We start from the raw sequence: 14,046 nt of genomic DNA on the forward strand, positions 1-14,046 counted from the left end.
CGCCCCTAGTCCGTGAACCCGTGATGGGTGATTTCCAGAACCTCCGTCGCCACGGCGGGACTCGCCGGGTCAAGGGAGGGTCCCTGCCAGCTGACCGGCAGCACGTCGATCAGCCCCCAGCGCGCCACCTCCGAGCCGTCCGCGCGCAATGCCGCGATCTGGCCGGTGGGCCGGGTGATGCCCGTGCTCACGGAGGAGATCCAGGCCGCGACCTTCGCCGTGTCCGGGGTCAGGGGCCGGGTCAGCCGGATCGTCGAGAACGTGACCCGGGACGGGAGCTGCCAGACGAACCCGTTGTTCCCGCCCTCCTGGCGCTGCTCGATCTCCACGGTGGAGGCCAGCCCTTCGCACCCGTTGAAGTAGCCGAGGCTTTCGCCGTCGATGGTGAGGGTGAAGAAGATGGTGGATCCCGGGTCGAGATCGCGGGGCATCGGGTGGGCCTTTCTGGGACGGAGCTGGTCGGTCGAGCCGTGGGGCGGGGACGGGGATGGGGGCGGGGACGGGGGGCGGGTCAGTCGCGCGGATCTCGGAGCCTTCCGACGCGCTCCCGGTCGAGCCGGAGTTCGGTACGCAGGTGCCGTGTGATCCGGCCGACGAGCCGGTGCGTCAGGTCGTCGAGCTGGAAGTCGGTCAGGGAACGGGGGTCGAAGGCGGGGCCGGGCGCCGGGGTCCGATCGGTCCGATCGGTCCGATCGGTCGGATCGGCCGTCGACGGAGGGGAGTCGGTGTGCCTCGAAGGCGACAGGGGCGTTCTGCGCGAGGTGGGTGCGGCGGATGTTCTGTTCGGCCCGGGTTCGGGGGCGCGCTGAACGACCGGAGGACTCGGCGGAGGTGCGGGAGCCGGCGCCGCCCGGGTGACCGGCGGCACGTGCGGGGTGGACGGGAAGCGCTGCACCGGCATGACGGGGGTGGCGGGCTGAGGCGGCACAGGTGTGACGACGGGCATCGGAGCGCGCTGTACGGAGACGGGTACGTCGCCGCCGCCGGGCGGTCGCACGGGTGCGCGTGGACCTGCCGACCGGACCGGAACCGCGTCGCCGTGGGTCTTTGGCTCGTGGTGAGCGAGCCGTTGAACGGCGAAACGCCGGGCGGACGGCTCGGGACCGCGGGACGGGGCCAGGGCCGGGCGGTTCATCGGAGTGGGGGCGGTGCCGACCTGTCGGCGTTCCCCGCCGCCGAAGACGCCGCTGAGGTGGGCGTCGGGGTGCGCGTCGGTGCGGGGCGTCACCGGAGACGTGGCGGAGGCCATGCGCTGGACGGGGAAGGCGGGGGCAGCGGAACCCCCGCCCGGCGGGACGGCAGGGGAACGGGAACCGGCGCCCGGGGTGAGGGTGCGCTGCACTGTTGGATGCGCACCGGCGCGTGGCAATGGGGCGGTTGCGTCGGCCTGTCGGAGTGCGGGACCGGTACTCGAGGGGACGGCAGGGGTGGCAGAGCCGACGCCTGGCGCGGGGGCGCGCTGCACCGTCGGACCGGGAGCGGTGCGGCGCAGTGGTACGGCTGCCCCGGCCTGGCGGTGGGGCGGGGCAAGGGAAACGGGGGCCGGTGTGGTCGGGACGAGGGAGGTCAGTGCCCGTTCGGGAGTGAGCGCACGCAAGGGTGGAGGCACGGGCTGGGGGTGACCCGTGCCTCCACCGGTCTTCCTCGTCCGGTGGTCTGGATCGTGCTCGGACACGACGGGGGCGCCTGGAGTGGCAGCACGTTGAACGGCGTGTCCGGGCCCGTACGGCCGTGTTGGTGGCGCGGGTGCGGGGAGGGGTGTTCCGGTGCGGTGAGCCTTGTGGGGGGCGTCCGATGCCGGGGGCGCCGATCCACTCACCGTGCGTTGGACGGTGCGGGGTTCGCGCGGCGTCTGCTGGTGGGGTTCTCCGGCGTGGCCCCCGCCGGGCTTGGTGGTGAGGGTGGCGGCGCTGATCGGCATGCCCGTCTGCCCGCCCGGCGTAGGGCGCGTCGGTGCCTTGGTCCCGTCCGGGGCCGGTCCGGCGAACCGCGTGCCGTCGGCGGTGCTCCGCTGAATCTGGGCCGTGCCGACGGCTGGAGCCGTGTGCGACTGCGGACCTGGAGCCGTGGTCGGCGTGGGCGCAGGTGTCGAGGCGGTGGGCAGCGGGAGACCGGATGCTGCCTGTGTCCCGCCGCCGACGGCGGTCCGCTGGACCGAGGGTTGCCCAGCGGGTGCCGAAGAGCTCCGGGACGTGGAAGCGTTGCCGGGCTGCCCGGACAACGGCTCGGAAGCCGCCGACAGGACCGGGATCGAGGCCGAGTCGGGGGCTATCGGTGCGCCGAGTCCCGCGCGCCGCCCGTCGTCAACAGCACTGCGCTGAACCGGAGCGGCCTGACCGGCTGGTGGCGTGTCGCGGGACACGGCCATACCCTCGGCCGTCACCCGGGCCGGGCCGCCGGACGTCGGTGTGCCGAGGCCCGTGCGCCGTACGGCATGGGTCGGTGCCGTGGGCGGTTCTGTCTGGGGCCTCGTACTGACGGGCACACTGCGCTGGATCAGGGCCGCCGTACTGGATGACGGAGAAACCAAGGGAGTCGCCTCGCCGACGGGCCGGGAATTCGACCGCTCCGCAGACACGGGCACGGCCGGGGCCGGGCCGCTGGACGTCGGTGTGCCGAGCCCCGCGCGTCGCGCGCCGCCGATGGGACCGGCGCCTGCGGGGGCCTGCCGACCGGCCGACGATGTGTGGCGTGACGCGGTCGCGGAGGCCGAGGCGGAGCTGGTGCCTGCCGAAGAACCGGGCCTTGTCCCGGCAGCCCCGTCGACAGCGCTTCGCTGGACCGGGGCCGGCGTACCCGGTGTTGGTTCCTTCCCGGGCGTGGTCGCGCGGTTCACACGGGCAGCCGGAGTCGGAGCCGGACCGAGGTCCGAGGCCGCCGAGTCGACCGGGGTACTCCCCGTCCGACCTGTCGCGCTCCGCTGAACCGGCGCAACCGCACCGGCGGACGGCGCCCTTCCTGACACGGAAGCGGAGGAGGACACGCCGGCAACGGGAACCGCGCCCGAGCCACTGGACGACTCCCGCGTCGGGCCCACGGCGGGCGTACGCCGCTGGACGGAGTCCGGCTCACTGTCGGCCATCAGGGCCTGGGGCGAGCCCGTGGCGGCCGTCCGTCCGGAGCCCGCGGCAGGCGTCCGCTCGGGCGCCGTGCTCCGCTGGACGGAGGCCGACGCACCCTCGGCCATCGGGGCCCGGAACGAGTCTGCGGAGGTACCCTCGGACGCCGAGGAAGGCGTATGCCCCACTACCGCGCTCCGCTGGACCGAGGCCGAACCACCAGGCGACGCCACGTCAGGGATCGGAGTTCGGAGCGGGTTGCCGGAGGACCCCTGGGCGGGGGCGGAGGCACTCCGCTGGACGGTGGCCGACGATGTGCCCGAGGAGCGGGACGCACCCGCCGCCGGGGCCGGGGCGGGGCCGTCCGAGGGCTCCCGGTCCGGGCCGGAGGTCGTAGCAGCCGAGGGCGCCGGTGCACCCTGGCTGCCGGCAGCCGACGCGGCCCGGCGGGCCACCGGCAGCGCCCGGCGCTGCACCGGGGGCGCCTGCCGGGACCTGGTCAGTGTGGTCGGCGGGGTGGGCGAGGGCTTTGGCGGGATGACCGCGACGCCGGTCGGGCGGGACACCGGAACCGGAAGGGCCGCCCGTTGGACCGGCGTGGCGTCGTCGGAGCGACCGGGCGTATCGCCGTAGGCCACCACGGGCAGGGCGAGAGAGGGCAGTTCGAGCCCGGCGCCGGGTACCGCCGACGCCGTGAGCGCGTCCTTGATCAGGCCGCCCGGCGCGTCGTCGAGCACCGCGTGGGACATTCCGCTGCGGAACGACGGGTTGCGCCAGGTGGTCAGCCGACCGCCGAACCCCGCGTCCGCGACCGGCCCGGCCGTGTCGGTGATCGCCCGCTGAATGGGGGGCAGCGTGGGCCATCCGGCCGACCGGGGCGTCTCGGGAGCGGGCCGAACCGCTCCGGTGTCCGGTTCCGCCGCGCCCGTCGACCGCTCCCGGCCATCCGCCGGTTCACCTGTCAGGGCGTTCCTCAGCCGACTCAGAAGTCCCACGCCGTCACCCCTCCGCCGAGGCACGGGCGACGAACCCGGCGATCTGCTCGGTGTACCGGCGGCGGTCACGGTGTTCGAGGTCCAGGATCTCCTCCAGGCTCCAGTGGAAGTGGTAGGCGATGTACGCGATCTCCTCGTGCAGCCGGTCGGTCGCGTACGTCACGATTCCCCCAGGCGGCTCCCGCCGAGTTCGACCTCGAACGGCTGCTCGCAGTGCGGGCAGGTGACACCCGCCCGGGTGTGGCCCTCGGCGTTGATCTGCCGGTAGAAGTCCTGGAGGAACGCGAGGTCGGAGGCGAACATGTTCTCCACCACCCCGTCGTGCACCACCGCCAACGTGCCCAGGCGGGTGATCACCCGGCCGAGCAGTACCACCGACAGATAGGCCGGGTTCTCCTGCACCCGCAGGTCCCGCAGCGGGATCAGCTCGTCCCGCGCGGTCGCGAGCCGCATGGTTCCCTCGCGGTGCACGACTCCGGCCTCGTCGACGAATCCGCGGGGCAACTCGAAGGCGAACTCCGTGAGCAGCCGCTGCGGTGCCGGGGCGGCGGCCGGGGCGCCGGTCTGCCGCCCCGGCACCGTCGCCGCCACGGCCTCCTCCGGTACGGCTCCGGCGGACGGGACCGCATCCGTGGCCGGGCCCCGCTCGGCGATCGTCGCCCCCGCCCCGCGTGCCGAACGACGCATTACTCGATGACCAGTTCTTCGAACGTGATGGTCACGGTCTCGGTGAGCGCGGCGGCCTCACCGGCCTTCACCGTGCTGGTGTCGACCTTGCTGCACCAGGCGTTGCGCATGTTGTAGCGCTTGACGGGGTTGTCCTGATAGTCCATCACCAGGATGGTGGCGTTCTTGCGGGCGCTGCCCATGTTCCCGGCGACCGACTCGCTGATCCACTGGTTGAAGGCGGCCGACTGTGTCATACCGCGGACCACGGTGCACGTGCCTGCCTTCTTCACGCCCGGCAGCTTCTTCGTCACCGCCCTGCCCTGCGACGAGACCTGCTGGTACTCGATGACGTCCTGTTCGAGGCTGAGGCCACTGACCTCCGCGAGGTACTCCACCATCACGCCGTCGATCTGGAGGCCGAAATTGTGTGAGGTGAGGGCGTCACCCGGCTGCAGACTCATCCGTGCTCTGTCCTTCCGAGGGGTACTTGCTGCTTGCGGTGCGGGGGCTGGGACGGGTGGTCATCCGCTACTCCTCCAGCTCCCCGCTGCCGCTGGAGAACTGGGCCAGGCGGAAGATCACGAACTCGGCCGGCTTGACCGGTGCGATGCCGATCTCGCAGACGACCCGGCCGAGATCGACCGACTCCGGCGGGTTGGTCTCCTCGTCGCACTTGACGTAGTAGGCCTCTTCGGCCCGGGAGCCGAAGAGGGCGCCGTTGCGCCACTCGTTGACGAGGAAGGCGGAGATGTTGCGCCGGATCCGGGCCCACAGGTGCTGGTCGTTGGGCTCGAACACCACCCACTGGGTGCCGATCAGGATCGACTCCTCCAGGTAGTTGAAGTAGCGGCGCACGTTCAGGTACCGCCAGGCCGGGTCGGAGGAGAGCGTGCGGGCGCCCCAGACGCGGATGCCACGCCCCGGGAAGGCGCGGATGCAGTTGACGCCGACGGGGTTGAGCAGGTCCTGCTCGCCGCGGGTGATCTGGATCTCCAGGTCCACCGCACCTCGTACGACCTCGTTGGCGGGCGCCTTGTGCACGCCGCGCTCGAAGTCGTTGCGGGCCCAGATCCCGGCGATGTGGCCGCTCGGAGGCATCGTCCGGGACTGGCCGGTGGCCGGGTCGAACACCTTGATCCAGGGGTAGTACAGGGCCGCGTACTTGGAGTCGTAGCCAGCCGTTTCCTGGCGCCAGACGCGGATCTGACGGGCATTCAGACCCGGCGGCGGGTCGATGACGGCGACGCGGTCGCCCATCAGCTCGCAGTGCGCGATCAGTCCGAGCTGCACGGCCTTGACCGCTTCCAGGTCGATCGCGCCACGCTGGTAGGCGGCCATCAGGTCGGGAACCGCGACCATCGAGACCTCGTCCACCGCCTCCAGACCACCGAAGCCGGTGCGGTCGGCGGAGTCGCCGAGGTACTCGGCGGGGCCGGGGTGCGCGGTGTCCGTCTCGGACGGGGCGAACGGCGCGGGCGCCGGGGCCGGCAGGGCCACCGTCTGGTTCTCGGGCCGGGTCAACTGTCCGGCGGGCGCCGCCTCCTGCACGGTGATGAGCTTGGACTGCTCCTTCACCTGCGTGACGACGTAGTTGCGGCCGCCCTTCTTGGCGGTCACGTCGAAGGTCTCGGCGACCTTGCCGCTGTCCTTGACGATCAGCCGGAACCGCTCGGCGGGGCCGTCGCCCTCCGGGTCGGCCACCTCGACGCTCAGCGAACCGGGAGCGGCGGCCGTCACCGTGAAGGTGCCCAGCCGCTGCGGCTCGCCCGGCGGCAGCGCCGTGGGGGTCGAGGAGCCCTTCAACGCCGCGGCGGGGGCGGCCGAGTCGCCGGACGCGCCTTCGGGGGCGCCGCCGACCCGGACGACGTAGGCGGCCGAACCGCCGTTGTTGAAGAAGCCGTAGACACTGTGCGCCAGGTAGTAGCCCTCGGTGAAGTCGCCGAAGGACGCGACGTACTGGGTCCAGTTGGTAACCAGCGTCGGCTCGTTGAGCGGGCCGGTCGGCGCGAGACCCACGAAGGCCGCCACCGAGGTGCCCACCCCCTCGATGGGGCGGGAGCCGCTGGCCACCTCCTCGACGTAGACGCCCGGCGACAGGTAGGACGGCATGCTCGGCTCTCCTCGGGGTTCGAGACAGGTCGTCATTAAGCGTCGGTCGCCGGCCGGTCCCTGGGAACGTCCTCGGGTACCTGTCCGAGGGCAGCGGCGTTGCCCGCGCGGCTGCCCGCCGGGATCGAAGCCCCGCGGACCTGCCCGGCCCGGCCAGGGCCCCGGCTCTCCCGTGCCCGTAGGGGCAGCGAAGGCTGCCCCATGGCCTCTGACCGACGCTCTGTGCGTCCGCGTAGCGTCGCGGCGTGAGCCTATGGACTTCCCTGGAACCCGCCTCCGCAACCGTGGACCCGGGCACCAGCACCACCGTGCGGCTGCGGCTGCGCAACACCGGTGACGTCGTCGACGAGTACCGCTTCGAGGCGGTCGGCGACACCGCACCGTGGACCACCGTGGAACCGGCCACGCTCCGGCTCTATCCGGGGACCACGGGGACGGTGGAGCTGACGTTCGCGCCGCCGCGCACACCCGACGCGACAGCAGGCCCCAACCCGTACGCCGTACGCATCACGCCGACCGAGCATCCCGAGGCGGTCACCGTCCCCGAGGGCAACCTCACCATCACCCCGTTCAGCGAGGTCCGCGCGGAGCTGGTGCCGCCCACCGTCAAGGGCCGCTTCCGCGGACGGCCCAGGCTCGCCGTCGACAACCTCGGCAACACCACCCTGACGGCGTCCGTCAGCGGCGGCGACAACGGTGACGAACTGTCGTACGACATTGTTCCGAGCAACGTGCAGATCGAGCCGGGACGTGCCGCGTTCGTGCGGGCGACGCTCAAGCCGCGCCAGATCATCTGGTTCGGCTCGAAGCAGCGGCGCCCCTACACGCTGACCGTGCAACGGTCGGGGACGACGCCTCTGGAGGTCGACGGCACCTATGTCCAGCGCGGGTTCCTGCCCGGTTGGCTCGCCACCTCCCTGGGCGTGGCCCTGGCACTGGCCATCACCTTCGTGATGCTCTGGATCGCGTACAAGCCACAGGTCCGTACCGCGGCCGTGGAGCAGCTCCAGAAAGCCGGCGTCAGCACCCTGCCGCCGCCCGACGCCGAGGAGACCGACGTGGCCGGCGAGCCTTCGCCGCCCGGCTCGGAGCCGACCGCCGCACCGCCGCTGGAGGAGGCTCCTGAAGACTCTCCGCGGGGCAGCGGAAGCGGGGGCGGGGGCAGCGGCGGCGGCAAGGAAGGCGGGGGAAGCGGCGGAGGCGAAGCCACCTCCCCGAGGGCCGAGAAGGAGTCCGGCCAGCGGACCGTGAACAACGTCCTGCTCAGACTCAGGTCGGTCAAGCGATGCGCGGACGTCCCGGGCACGGACGAGCCTGAGCGGGGCGACCTGGTCACGGTGAGCACCTGCAACCCGAGCTCCGAGAAGAACGAACGCTGGAACATCGAGGTGGTGAAACCGAAGGCCGGTCCCGGGGACACCGCCCTCTTCCAGATACGCCAGGTCAAGGGCGGGCTCTGCATGGACCTCAATGGGTTGGGGGCCAAGCCCGCGGCCAGCGCGGTGTTCACGTACGCCTGTAATGGAACCACCGGGGACAACCAACTGTGGTGGCTCGACCAGCAGGACAAGGACACCTACTGGATCCGTAACTTCGCCAGCCACGGTGCCTGCCTGGACATGGCGGGCACCAGCGTCAGGGGGAATCCCGACAGGCTCGTCATCAGGGATTGCGTCGAGGGCGAGGCCCAGAGGTGGCAGATCGTCAACCCGACCGTCCCGAACTGGACGATCGTCCACCCCTGAGATCCGCGCACCCCTGACATCCGCGTCCGCTACCAGCCGCCCTCGCCCGGCACCAGGCGGCCCGCCTTGCGGTACTCGCGGCGGGCCCCCTCCAGCAGGTCGGCCGTGGTGACCGGTTCACCGCGGCCGGCGGCGGCGTAGGCCGCGGTGACGACGGCGCTGCGGATCGACCCGCCGGCCAGCTCGAAGTCGCGGGCGCACCCGCCCGGGTCGGCGTCCGCCGCACAGGGCACCCCGGCGAGGCTGTGCCGCCACAGCGCCAGTCGCTGCTGCGCGTCGGGGAACGGGAAGTCGACCACCAGGTCCAGTCTCCGGGTGAACGCCTCGTCGATGTTGGCCCGCAGATTGGTGGTCAGCAGCGCGATACCGTCGAACGACTCCAGGCGCTGCAGCAGATAGGCGCTCTCCATGTTGGCGTAGCGGTCGTGCGAGTCCTTGACTTCGGAGCGTCGGCCGAAGACGGCGTCGGCCTCGTCGAACAGCAGGACGGCGTCGGTGCGGTCGGCCTCGGTGAAGATCCGCTCCAGGTTCTTCTCGGTCTCGCCCACGTACTTGTCGACGATCGAGGAGAGCTGGACGACGTACAGGTCGAGGCCCAGTTCGGCGGCGACGACCTCGGCCGACAGTGTCTTTCCGGTGCCGGACTCGCCGGCGAAGAGCCCCAGCACGCCGCGGCCCCGTCCGCCGCCCGCGCTGAGCCGCCAGTCGCCGAGCACCCGGTCGCGGTGGCGGGCGCGCAGGGCCAGTTCCCGCAGCTGGGCCAGCGGCTGGTCCGGCAGGAGGAGGTCGGCCCAGCCGACGTCGGGCCTGATCCGGCGGGCGTGCCGCTCCAGACCGGAAGCGGACTGCTGGCGGGCGGCGAGCCGCAGATGGGCGGCGGTCAGCGCGGTCCCGTCGAACGCGGCGAGCTCCCGGGCGGCCCGCGCGACCCGGGCGATCCCGTCGGCGCCGAGACGGTACGGCGCCACGGCCGCCGCCAGCTCGAACCCCGGTGCCTCGCCGAGCGCGGCCGACCACTCGGCCCCGGCCCCCGCCGAGCGGCGCGGCACCTCCAGGACCAGTGGGTCACGGTCGCACCACTGGGGATCGTAGGGCCGCTCACCGACGAACAGCACCGGGATGTCGGGGGTGGTCAACTCCCGGATCAGTGGGGACGGATCGTCGGGGAGCCGGGACACGACGAGCGCGCAGCCGCGCAGCCGGGCCTCGCGGAGCAGCTCCGGGAGCGGCGGCCCACCGGAGGCGATGACGTGCAGCGCGTCGAGTCCCGCCGCGCCCAGCGCCGCCGCGGCGAGGGCCGGTCCGTCACCCGGGCGGCGTTCGCGCAGGTAGGCGACGATTGGGGAGGCGTTCAGGCGCGCGGCGAGTCTGCGCGTGAACTCCTCGTCGTAGGGGCCCGAGGGCTCGTCGAGCGGGCGCAGGTGCGCGGCGAGGGCGGCGTCCGGGGTGTCGTCGCCCAGCAGATGAGCCACGAGCCGGTCGGGGACACGCAACGTCCGGCTGAGGAACGGCCGTTCCGGCTCCTCGACCTCGACCAGTCCGAGCGCGCACAGCGGGGCCGACGGATGGAACCTGGCTCGCGCCCACGCCAGGTGCACGGGTGCCCCGCACACCTCGAGAGCGAGCCCGGTGGTGGCTCGGCGGCGGCTAACGTCGTCGTTCAGGTATCCGTACAGCGCCTCGAAGACGCGGTCGACATCGGGCGCCAGGGCGATCAGGAGCAGGGCGGTGTCCAGTTCGGTGAGCGCGTGCCGCTCCACGAGGAGCGCCAGCCGGTCGCTTCCCGACGCTGTGGCCGGGGGCGCAGGCACAGGCGCGTCCACCGGCTCCGCGTCCGCGCGGCCCAGCAGATGCCGTACCGCGTCCTCGGTCAGGTACATGCCGCGCAGTGGGTCGTCCGCGGTGGGGTCGGTGGCGCTGCGCCGCTCCACCAGCAGGGCGGCCCGGTCACGGATCAGGTCCAGCCGGGCGAGCAGCGCGCGGGAGACGTCCGATACGGGGTCGCAGGAATACGTCGGCGCGTCTTCGGAGAGCGCGGAGGTGTACGGGGTCATTTCTGTGCCGGCTCCGGATTCGGGTGGCCGGCCGCCGTCGCGTTCGACCCGTGTTCGCCCGGCAGACCACGTGCGGCCGCCCTGGCCGCCGCGGCCTGCGCCACCTGGCGCGGCCGGTGCCGCCGCTCCGGCGAGCCCTCCGCGCTGCCGTCAACCGCGCGTACCCGCACGGCGGCGCCCTCCGTGACCGGCGGCCCGACGTCGTACTCGGGGTAGGCCGGGAACGGCGCGGTCACCACCAGGTCCAGGGACGGCTTGAGTTCACCGCCGAGCGCGGACCAGATCTCCGCCAGCGACCGCGCCTCGGTCTGGAGACCGGCGACCGTTAGGGGCATCGACAGACCCAACGCACCCAGCGCGCCCGGGAGTTCGTCGGCTGGGATGAGCTCACGGGGGAGCAGGGTCGCCAACACCGCGGAAAGGAGCCGGTGTTCGTCCTTCGGCTGCTTCGTCCAGGCCGTGACGAGGTACGACAGCCGGAACCAGCGCGGCGGCTGGCGCCGTTTCAGCACGATTCCACGGCCGTCCTCGACCGGGGCCGAGCCACGGTGCCGCCGTCGCACGTCCTCACGGATGTCGTACAAGTAGGCGTTGACCGCAGTGGTGTTGCGTCGGGCGGCCCAGTCGCGGGTCGGGGCCTCGAAGGAGACGTCGACGCCGGAACCGGCCAACGCGCCCCCTTTGAGAAGCCGTTCGATGACTTCGTCCACCTCGTGGATCACCGTCGTCTCCCGTTCCTGGCTCAGGTACCGCCGTGCCGCTCCGTCGAGTCCGCCGAACGGGCGTGTGCGTCCGATTCTTCGCGTCTCCGCACCCGGTGCCCAGGCGCGGGAGGGACGATGCCGGGGTGGAGCGGCCTGCCCGGGCGGCCGTGCGTCGTTGCCCTCGCGGTCAGATGAAACCCTCGCGCAGGGCATAGGCCACGGCATGTGCCCGGTTGCGCAGGTGGAGTCGGGTGGTCAGCCCGTGCAGCACGTTTTTGACGGTACGTTCGGAGTACGCGAGCTTGGCGGCGATCTCCGTGGTGTCCAGTCCCTGGGCGACCAGCCGCAGAACGTCCGCCTCGCGTGCCGTCAGCCCCGTCACGGGGGCGCCGGTGTTTCCCGCGGCGCAGCGCTGGAGCGTTCCCACCTGACTCATCAGCCGGCCGAGCAGATCGGCGGGCAGGTCGCCGTCGCCCCGCGATGCCGCGATGACGGCCTGCAACAGCCGCTGCGCGGTCGCCTCGTGACGCCAGACGACGGCTCCGACACCGCACTCGATGACCGTGAGGAGTTCACTCTCCCGAAGTGCGCTCACCACAAGGACCGTGCGGGCGGCCTCTCCGCGCACGAGTCGGCGCAGCCGCTCGAAGGTCGTCTCGTCCGGTGTCTCCTCGACCAGCACTGCCACGGCATCGGCCCCGGGCCGGGCCTCGTCACGAAGGTCGATCACCGGATGCTGCCGCAGCTGACTGGCCGCCCCCGCCCCGGAGATGGGGTCCCGCGCGTGGACCACGACGCCGATCCGGTACCCGGAACCGTCCGGTTCCCTGCCCGTGGTCCCGGCCGAACCGGTGTCCGAGGTGCCCGACATACCACTCACTCTTCCCCCATGTTCCTCTGTGGCCTGCCTTACAGATTCAAGTTCCCCAAGGTCAAGGGGCTGCTGGCGGCGAAGGACGACCTGACCGCCTTCGCCGCCTTCCCGAGCGCCCCGAAAACGCCCCCGCGCTACCTCGGGGCTGCCGGTTGTCAGCAGGTCTTGGTGGAGCTCGGCTGCTTCTCGGGGGCGGTGGAAGGCATGTCGGAGTGGGCAGCCCTCGCGCGGCGCAGTTCGTCGGCCTCGTCGCGGACCGCGTCGAGCCTGACCTCCAGCATGCTCACTCGCTCGCGGTAGCGCTCCAGCTCGGCCCGGACGAACTCGGCGTCCGCCACCTGGCGGGCCGCGTCCTCGCGGATCGCGGCGGTCTCCTCCGCGAACTTCTGCTCCGCGGCGTCCAGGGCGGTGACGGCCATGTCGGCCGCGGCCTCGGCGAGCGCGGTCCGTTCCTCGGCGGCCAGGATGCGCTGTGCCGCGGCTCGGGTGACGGTGTCGATGCGGGCCTCGGCCGCGGCCGAGTCGGTGATGATCGCCAACTCCTCGATGTAGGCGGGGAGTTCGGCCGAGAGCTGCTTGATGAGGGCGACCAGGCCGTCACGGGACTGCGCGGCCCGGCCGCTGTCGTCCGCCGCCGACATCGAGGCCATGAGCTCCATCGTCTCGCTGTCCACGGCCTCCATCGCGACCGCGGCCTTCACCGGAGTCGTGACCTGCGCCGGGACCTGCGCCGGGACCTGGGACGCGACTGGCGCCTGCGCGTAGCCGTGCGGGTGGCCCTGGGACGCCGGCTGGGCCTCCTCGACGGCCGGCGCCTGTACGAACTTCGCCGCTTCCTTGGCCCTGGCGGCCGCGCGCTTCTCCTCCTTGCGCTGCTGCCGCTTGGCGCGGAACTTCCGGAACGCGCCGAGCGCGTTGTGCTCCGGGTGCCCGCAGAAGTGGGGCCCCGTTCCCTGGGCGCCCGGTTCGGCCGGCTGGGTGCAGTCCGGGTACGAACAGGTGGGGGCGGCGGTCTCGACGGCGTTGGTGCTCATGGTTCTGCCTCTCGTTGCTGGCTCGGAGGTTTCCGGAGGTCGTACGTCACGAAGCTGAACTTCCGCCCTGTGCCCGGTTGTTCAGTCCGGCGCGACCGGGGCGTCGTCGCTTGTGCCTACTCAGTGCGCCGAAGCCGCCGAACGTTACAAGCCGATCCGGCGTCGGGTTCCGCGCATGCCTCCTGGAGCGAATTCCGCGAGGGGTGTGTAACGTTCGGCGCCCCTTCCGTCTCTGAAGCGCTGTGACCACGACACCGGGTCACAGCGACCACCGAACAGAAACGGAAACTCCCATGTGCCGAACCAAGCGCCGCCGCCCCGCTCTCTGGATCATCACCGCACTGGTCGTCGTGGCCGCGGCCGTCGGCCTCTACGTCTTCCAGCCGTGGCGGGCGTTCACCACGGTCCGGGTGGACGAGGCGCCGCCGGGCGTCGTCGCCGCGGCACGACCGCTGAGCGGTACGTTCGTCTCACACGAGCACGAGACCAGCGGCTCGGTGGCGGTTCTCGAGTCCGGGGACGGGGTGCGGACGCTGCGCCTGACGAACCTGCGCACCTCCGACGGCCCGGCTCTGCATGTGTGGCTCAGCGACCAGCCCGTCGAGGGCGGCGGCGGCAACCTCGACGACGGTGAGCACATCGACCTCGGCTCGCTGAAGGGCAACGAGGGCAACCAGAACTACCTGATTCCGGCGACCGCCGACCTCGGCAGGTTCTCCACGGTGACGATCTGGTGCGAACGCTTCAGCGTGTCCTTCGGCGCGGCCGAACTGAACCAGGCGGCCTGACGGACGCTTCAGGGC

14 protein-coding genes are annotated in these 14,046 nt (G+C 72.3%); 4 read left to right on the forward strand and 10 right to left on the reverse strand.

From position 1 onward, the window contains the following. Nucleotides 1-5: 5 nt before the first annotated feature. Together EJ357_RS38030 and EJ357_RS48600 are read right to left on the reverse strand one after the other, a co-directional pair. A complete protein-coding gene (locus EJ357_RS38030; RefSeq protein WP_126396200.1) occupies nucleotides 6-431 on the reverse strand; it encodes a phage tail protein in 426 nt (141 codons plus the stop codon). A gap of 80 nt (nucleotides 432-511) precedes the next feature. Beyond that, nucleotides 512-1,249, reverse strand: a complete 738-nt coding sequence (locus tag EJ357_RS48600; RefSeq protein WP_175647662.1) for an extensin — start codon at nucleotides 1,247-1,249, stop codon at nucleotides 512-514. A gap of 2,068 nt (nucleotides 1,250-3,317) precedes the next feature. Between EJ357_RS48600 and EJ357_RS38035 the strand changes: the two genes are divergently transcribed. Continuing rightward, nucleotides 3,318-3,692: a hypothetical protein gene (locus EJ357_RS38035; protein ID WP_126396201.1), complete on the forward strand. Its 375-nt coding sequence runs from the start codon at nucleotides 3,318-3,320 to the stop codon at nucleotides 3,690-3,692. A gap of 60 nt (nucleotides 3,693-3,752) precedes the next feature. Beyond that, a complete protein-coding gene (locus EJ357_RS48605) occupies nucleotides 3,753-3,902 on the forward strand; it encodes a hypothetical protein (protein ID WP_175647663.1) in 150 nt (49 codons plus the stop codon). Between the two features lie 156 nt (nucleotides 3,903-4,058). Here the strand turns inward: EJ357_RS48605 and EJ357_RS48610 are convergent, their stop codons facing one another. From EJ357_RS48610 to EJ357_RS38050, 4 genes are all read right to left on the reverse strand, one after another. Beyond that, on the reverse strand, nucleotides 4,059-4,217 hold the full coding sequence (locus EJ357_RS48610; protein ID WP_175647664.1) for a DUF6760 family protein: 159 nt from the start codon (nucleotides 4,215-4,217) through the stop codon (nucleotides 4,059-4,061). Beyond that, on the reverse strand, nucleotides 4,214-4,741 hold the full coding sequence (locus EJ357_RS38040) for a hypothetical protein (protein WP_126396202.1): 528 nt from the start codon (nucleotides 4,739-4,741) through the stop codon (nucleotides 4,214-4,216). Before EJ357_RS38040 ends, EJ357_RS48610 begins: the two co-directional genes overlap by 4 nt. Beyond that, nucleotides 4,741-5,184: a phage tail protein gene (locus EJ357_RS38045; RefSeq protein ID WP_067228587.1), complete on the reverse strand. Its 444-nt coding sequence runs from the start codon at nucleotides 5,182-5,184 to the stop codon at nucleotides 4,741-4,743. Before EJ357_RS38045 ends, EJ357_RS38040 begins: the two co-directional genes overlap by 1 nt. 67 nt (nucleotides 5,185-5,251) lie before the next feature. Further along, nucleotides 5,252-6,832 (reverse strand): phage tail sheath family protein, encoded by a 1,581-nt coding sequence (locus EJ357_RS38050; protein WP_126396203.1) that lies wholly within the window; start codon nucleotides 6,830-6,832, stop codon nucleotides 5,252-5,254. A gap of 245 nt (nucleotides 6,833-7,077) precedes the next feature. Here EJ357_RS38050 and EJ357_RS38055 point away from each other — a divergent pair, with 245 nt between their 5' ends. Next, nucleotides 7,078-8,577 (forward strand): RICIN domain-containing protein, encoded by a 1,500-nt coding sequence (locus EJ357_RS38055; protein ID WP_126396204.1) that lies wholly within the window; start codon nucleotides 7,078-7,080, stop codon nucleotides 8,575-8,577. 29 nt (nucleotides 8,578-8,606) lie between these two features. On the opposite strand, the gene EJ357_RS38060 is transcribed toward EJ357_RS38055, so the two are convergent. From EJ357_RS38060 to EJ357_RS38075, 4 genes are all read right to left on the reverse strand, one after another. After that, on the reverse strand, nucleotides 8,607-10,631 hold the full coding sequence (locus EJ357_RS38060; RefSeq protein ID WP_126396205.1) for an AAA family ATPase: 2,025 nt from the start codon (nucleotides 10,629-10,631) through the stop codon (nucleotides 8,607-8,609). Further along, a complete protein-coding gene (locus tag EJ357_RS38065; RefSeq protein ID WP_126396206.1) occupies nucleotides 10,628-11,353 on the reverse strand; it encodes a DUF4255 domain-containing protein in 726 nt (241 codons plus the stop codon). The genes EJ357_RS38060 and EJ357_RS38065 overlap by 4 nt, the downstream gene beginning before the upstream one ends. 169 nt (nucleotides 11,354-11,522) lie before the next feature. After that, nucleotides 11,523-12,206: a helix-turn-helix transcriptional regulator gene (locus EJ357_RS38070; protein WP_228472736.1), complete on the reverse strand. Its 684-nt coding sequence runs from the start codon at nucleotides 12,204-12,206 to the stop codon at nucleotides 11,523-11,525. Between the two features lie 158 nt (nucleotides 12,207-12,364). Continuing rightward, nucleotides 12,365-13,243 carry a hypothetical protein gene (locus EJ357_RS38075; protein ID WP_126396208.1) on the reverse strand — a complete coding sequence of 293 codons (879 nt, stop codon included), beginning with the start codon at nucleotides 13,241-13,243 and terminating at the stop codon, nucleotides 12,365-12,367. Nucleotides 13,244-13,536: 293 nt separating this feature from the next. Here EJ357_RS38075 and EJ357_RS38080 point away from each other — a divergent pair, with 293 nt between their 5' ends. Then, nucleotides 13,537-14,031 (forward strand): DM13 domain-containing protein, encoded by a 495-nt coding sequence (locus EJ357_RS38080; RefSeq protein WP_175647665.1) that lies wholly within the window; start codon nucleotides 13,537-13,539, stop codon nucleotides 14,029-14,031. Nucleotides 14,032-14,046 lie beyond the last annotated feature (15 nt).

The sequence above is a fragment of the Streptomyces cyaneochromogenes genome, from assembly GCF_003963535.1.
GTDB lineage: Bacteria > Actinomycetota > Actinomycetes > Streptomycetales > Streptomycetaceae > Streptomyces > Streptomyces shaanxiensis.

Bases quoted from the DNA above. Each gene is read 5' to 3' on its own strand.
- EJ357_RS38075 (WP_126396208.1), bottom strand. From the start codon at position 13,243: ATGAGCACCAACGCCGTCGAGACCGCCGCCCCCACCTGTTCGTACCCG.
- EJ357_RS38070 (WP_228472736.1), bottom strand. From the start codon at position 12,206: ATGTCGGGCACCTCGGACACCGGTTCGGCCGGGACCACGGGCAGGGAA.
- EJ357_RS38050 (WP_126396203.1), bottom strand. From the start codon at position 6,832: ATGCCGTCCTACCTGTCGCCGGGCGTCTACGTCGAGGAGGTGGCCAGC.
- EJ357_RS38045 (WP_067228587.1), bottom strand. From the start codon at position 5,184: ATGAGTCTGCAGCCGGGTGACGCCCTCACCTCACACAATTTCGGCCTC.
- EJ357_RS38060 (WP_126396205.1), bottom strand. From the start codon at position 10,631: ATGACCCCGTACACCTCCGCGCTCTCCGAAGACGCGCCGACGTATTCC.
- EJ357_RS38040 (WP_126396202.1), bottom strand. From the start codon at position 4,741: ATGCGTCGTTCGGCACGCGGGGCGGGGGCGACGATCGCCGAGCGGGGC.
- EJ357_RS38030 (WP_126396200.1), bottom strand. From the start codon at position 431: ATGCCCCGCGATCTCGACCCGGGATCCACCATCTTCTTCACCCTCACC.
- EJ357_RS38080 (WP_175647665.1), top strand. From the start codon at position 13,537: ATGTGCCGAACCAAGCGCCGCCGCCCCGCTCTCTGGATCATCACCGCA.
- EJ357_RS48600 (WP_175647662.1), bottom strand. From the start codon at position 1,249: ATGGCCTCCGCCACGTCTCCGGTGACGCCCCGCACCGACGCGCACCCC.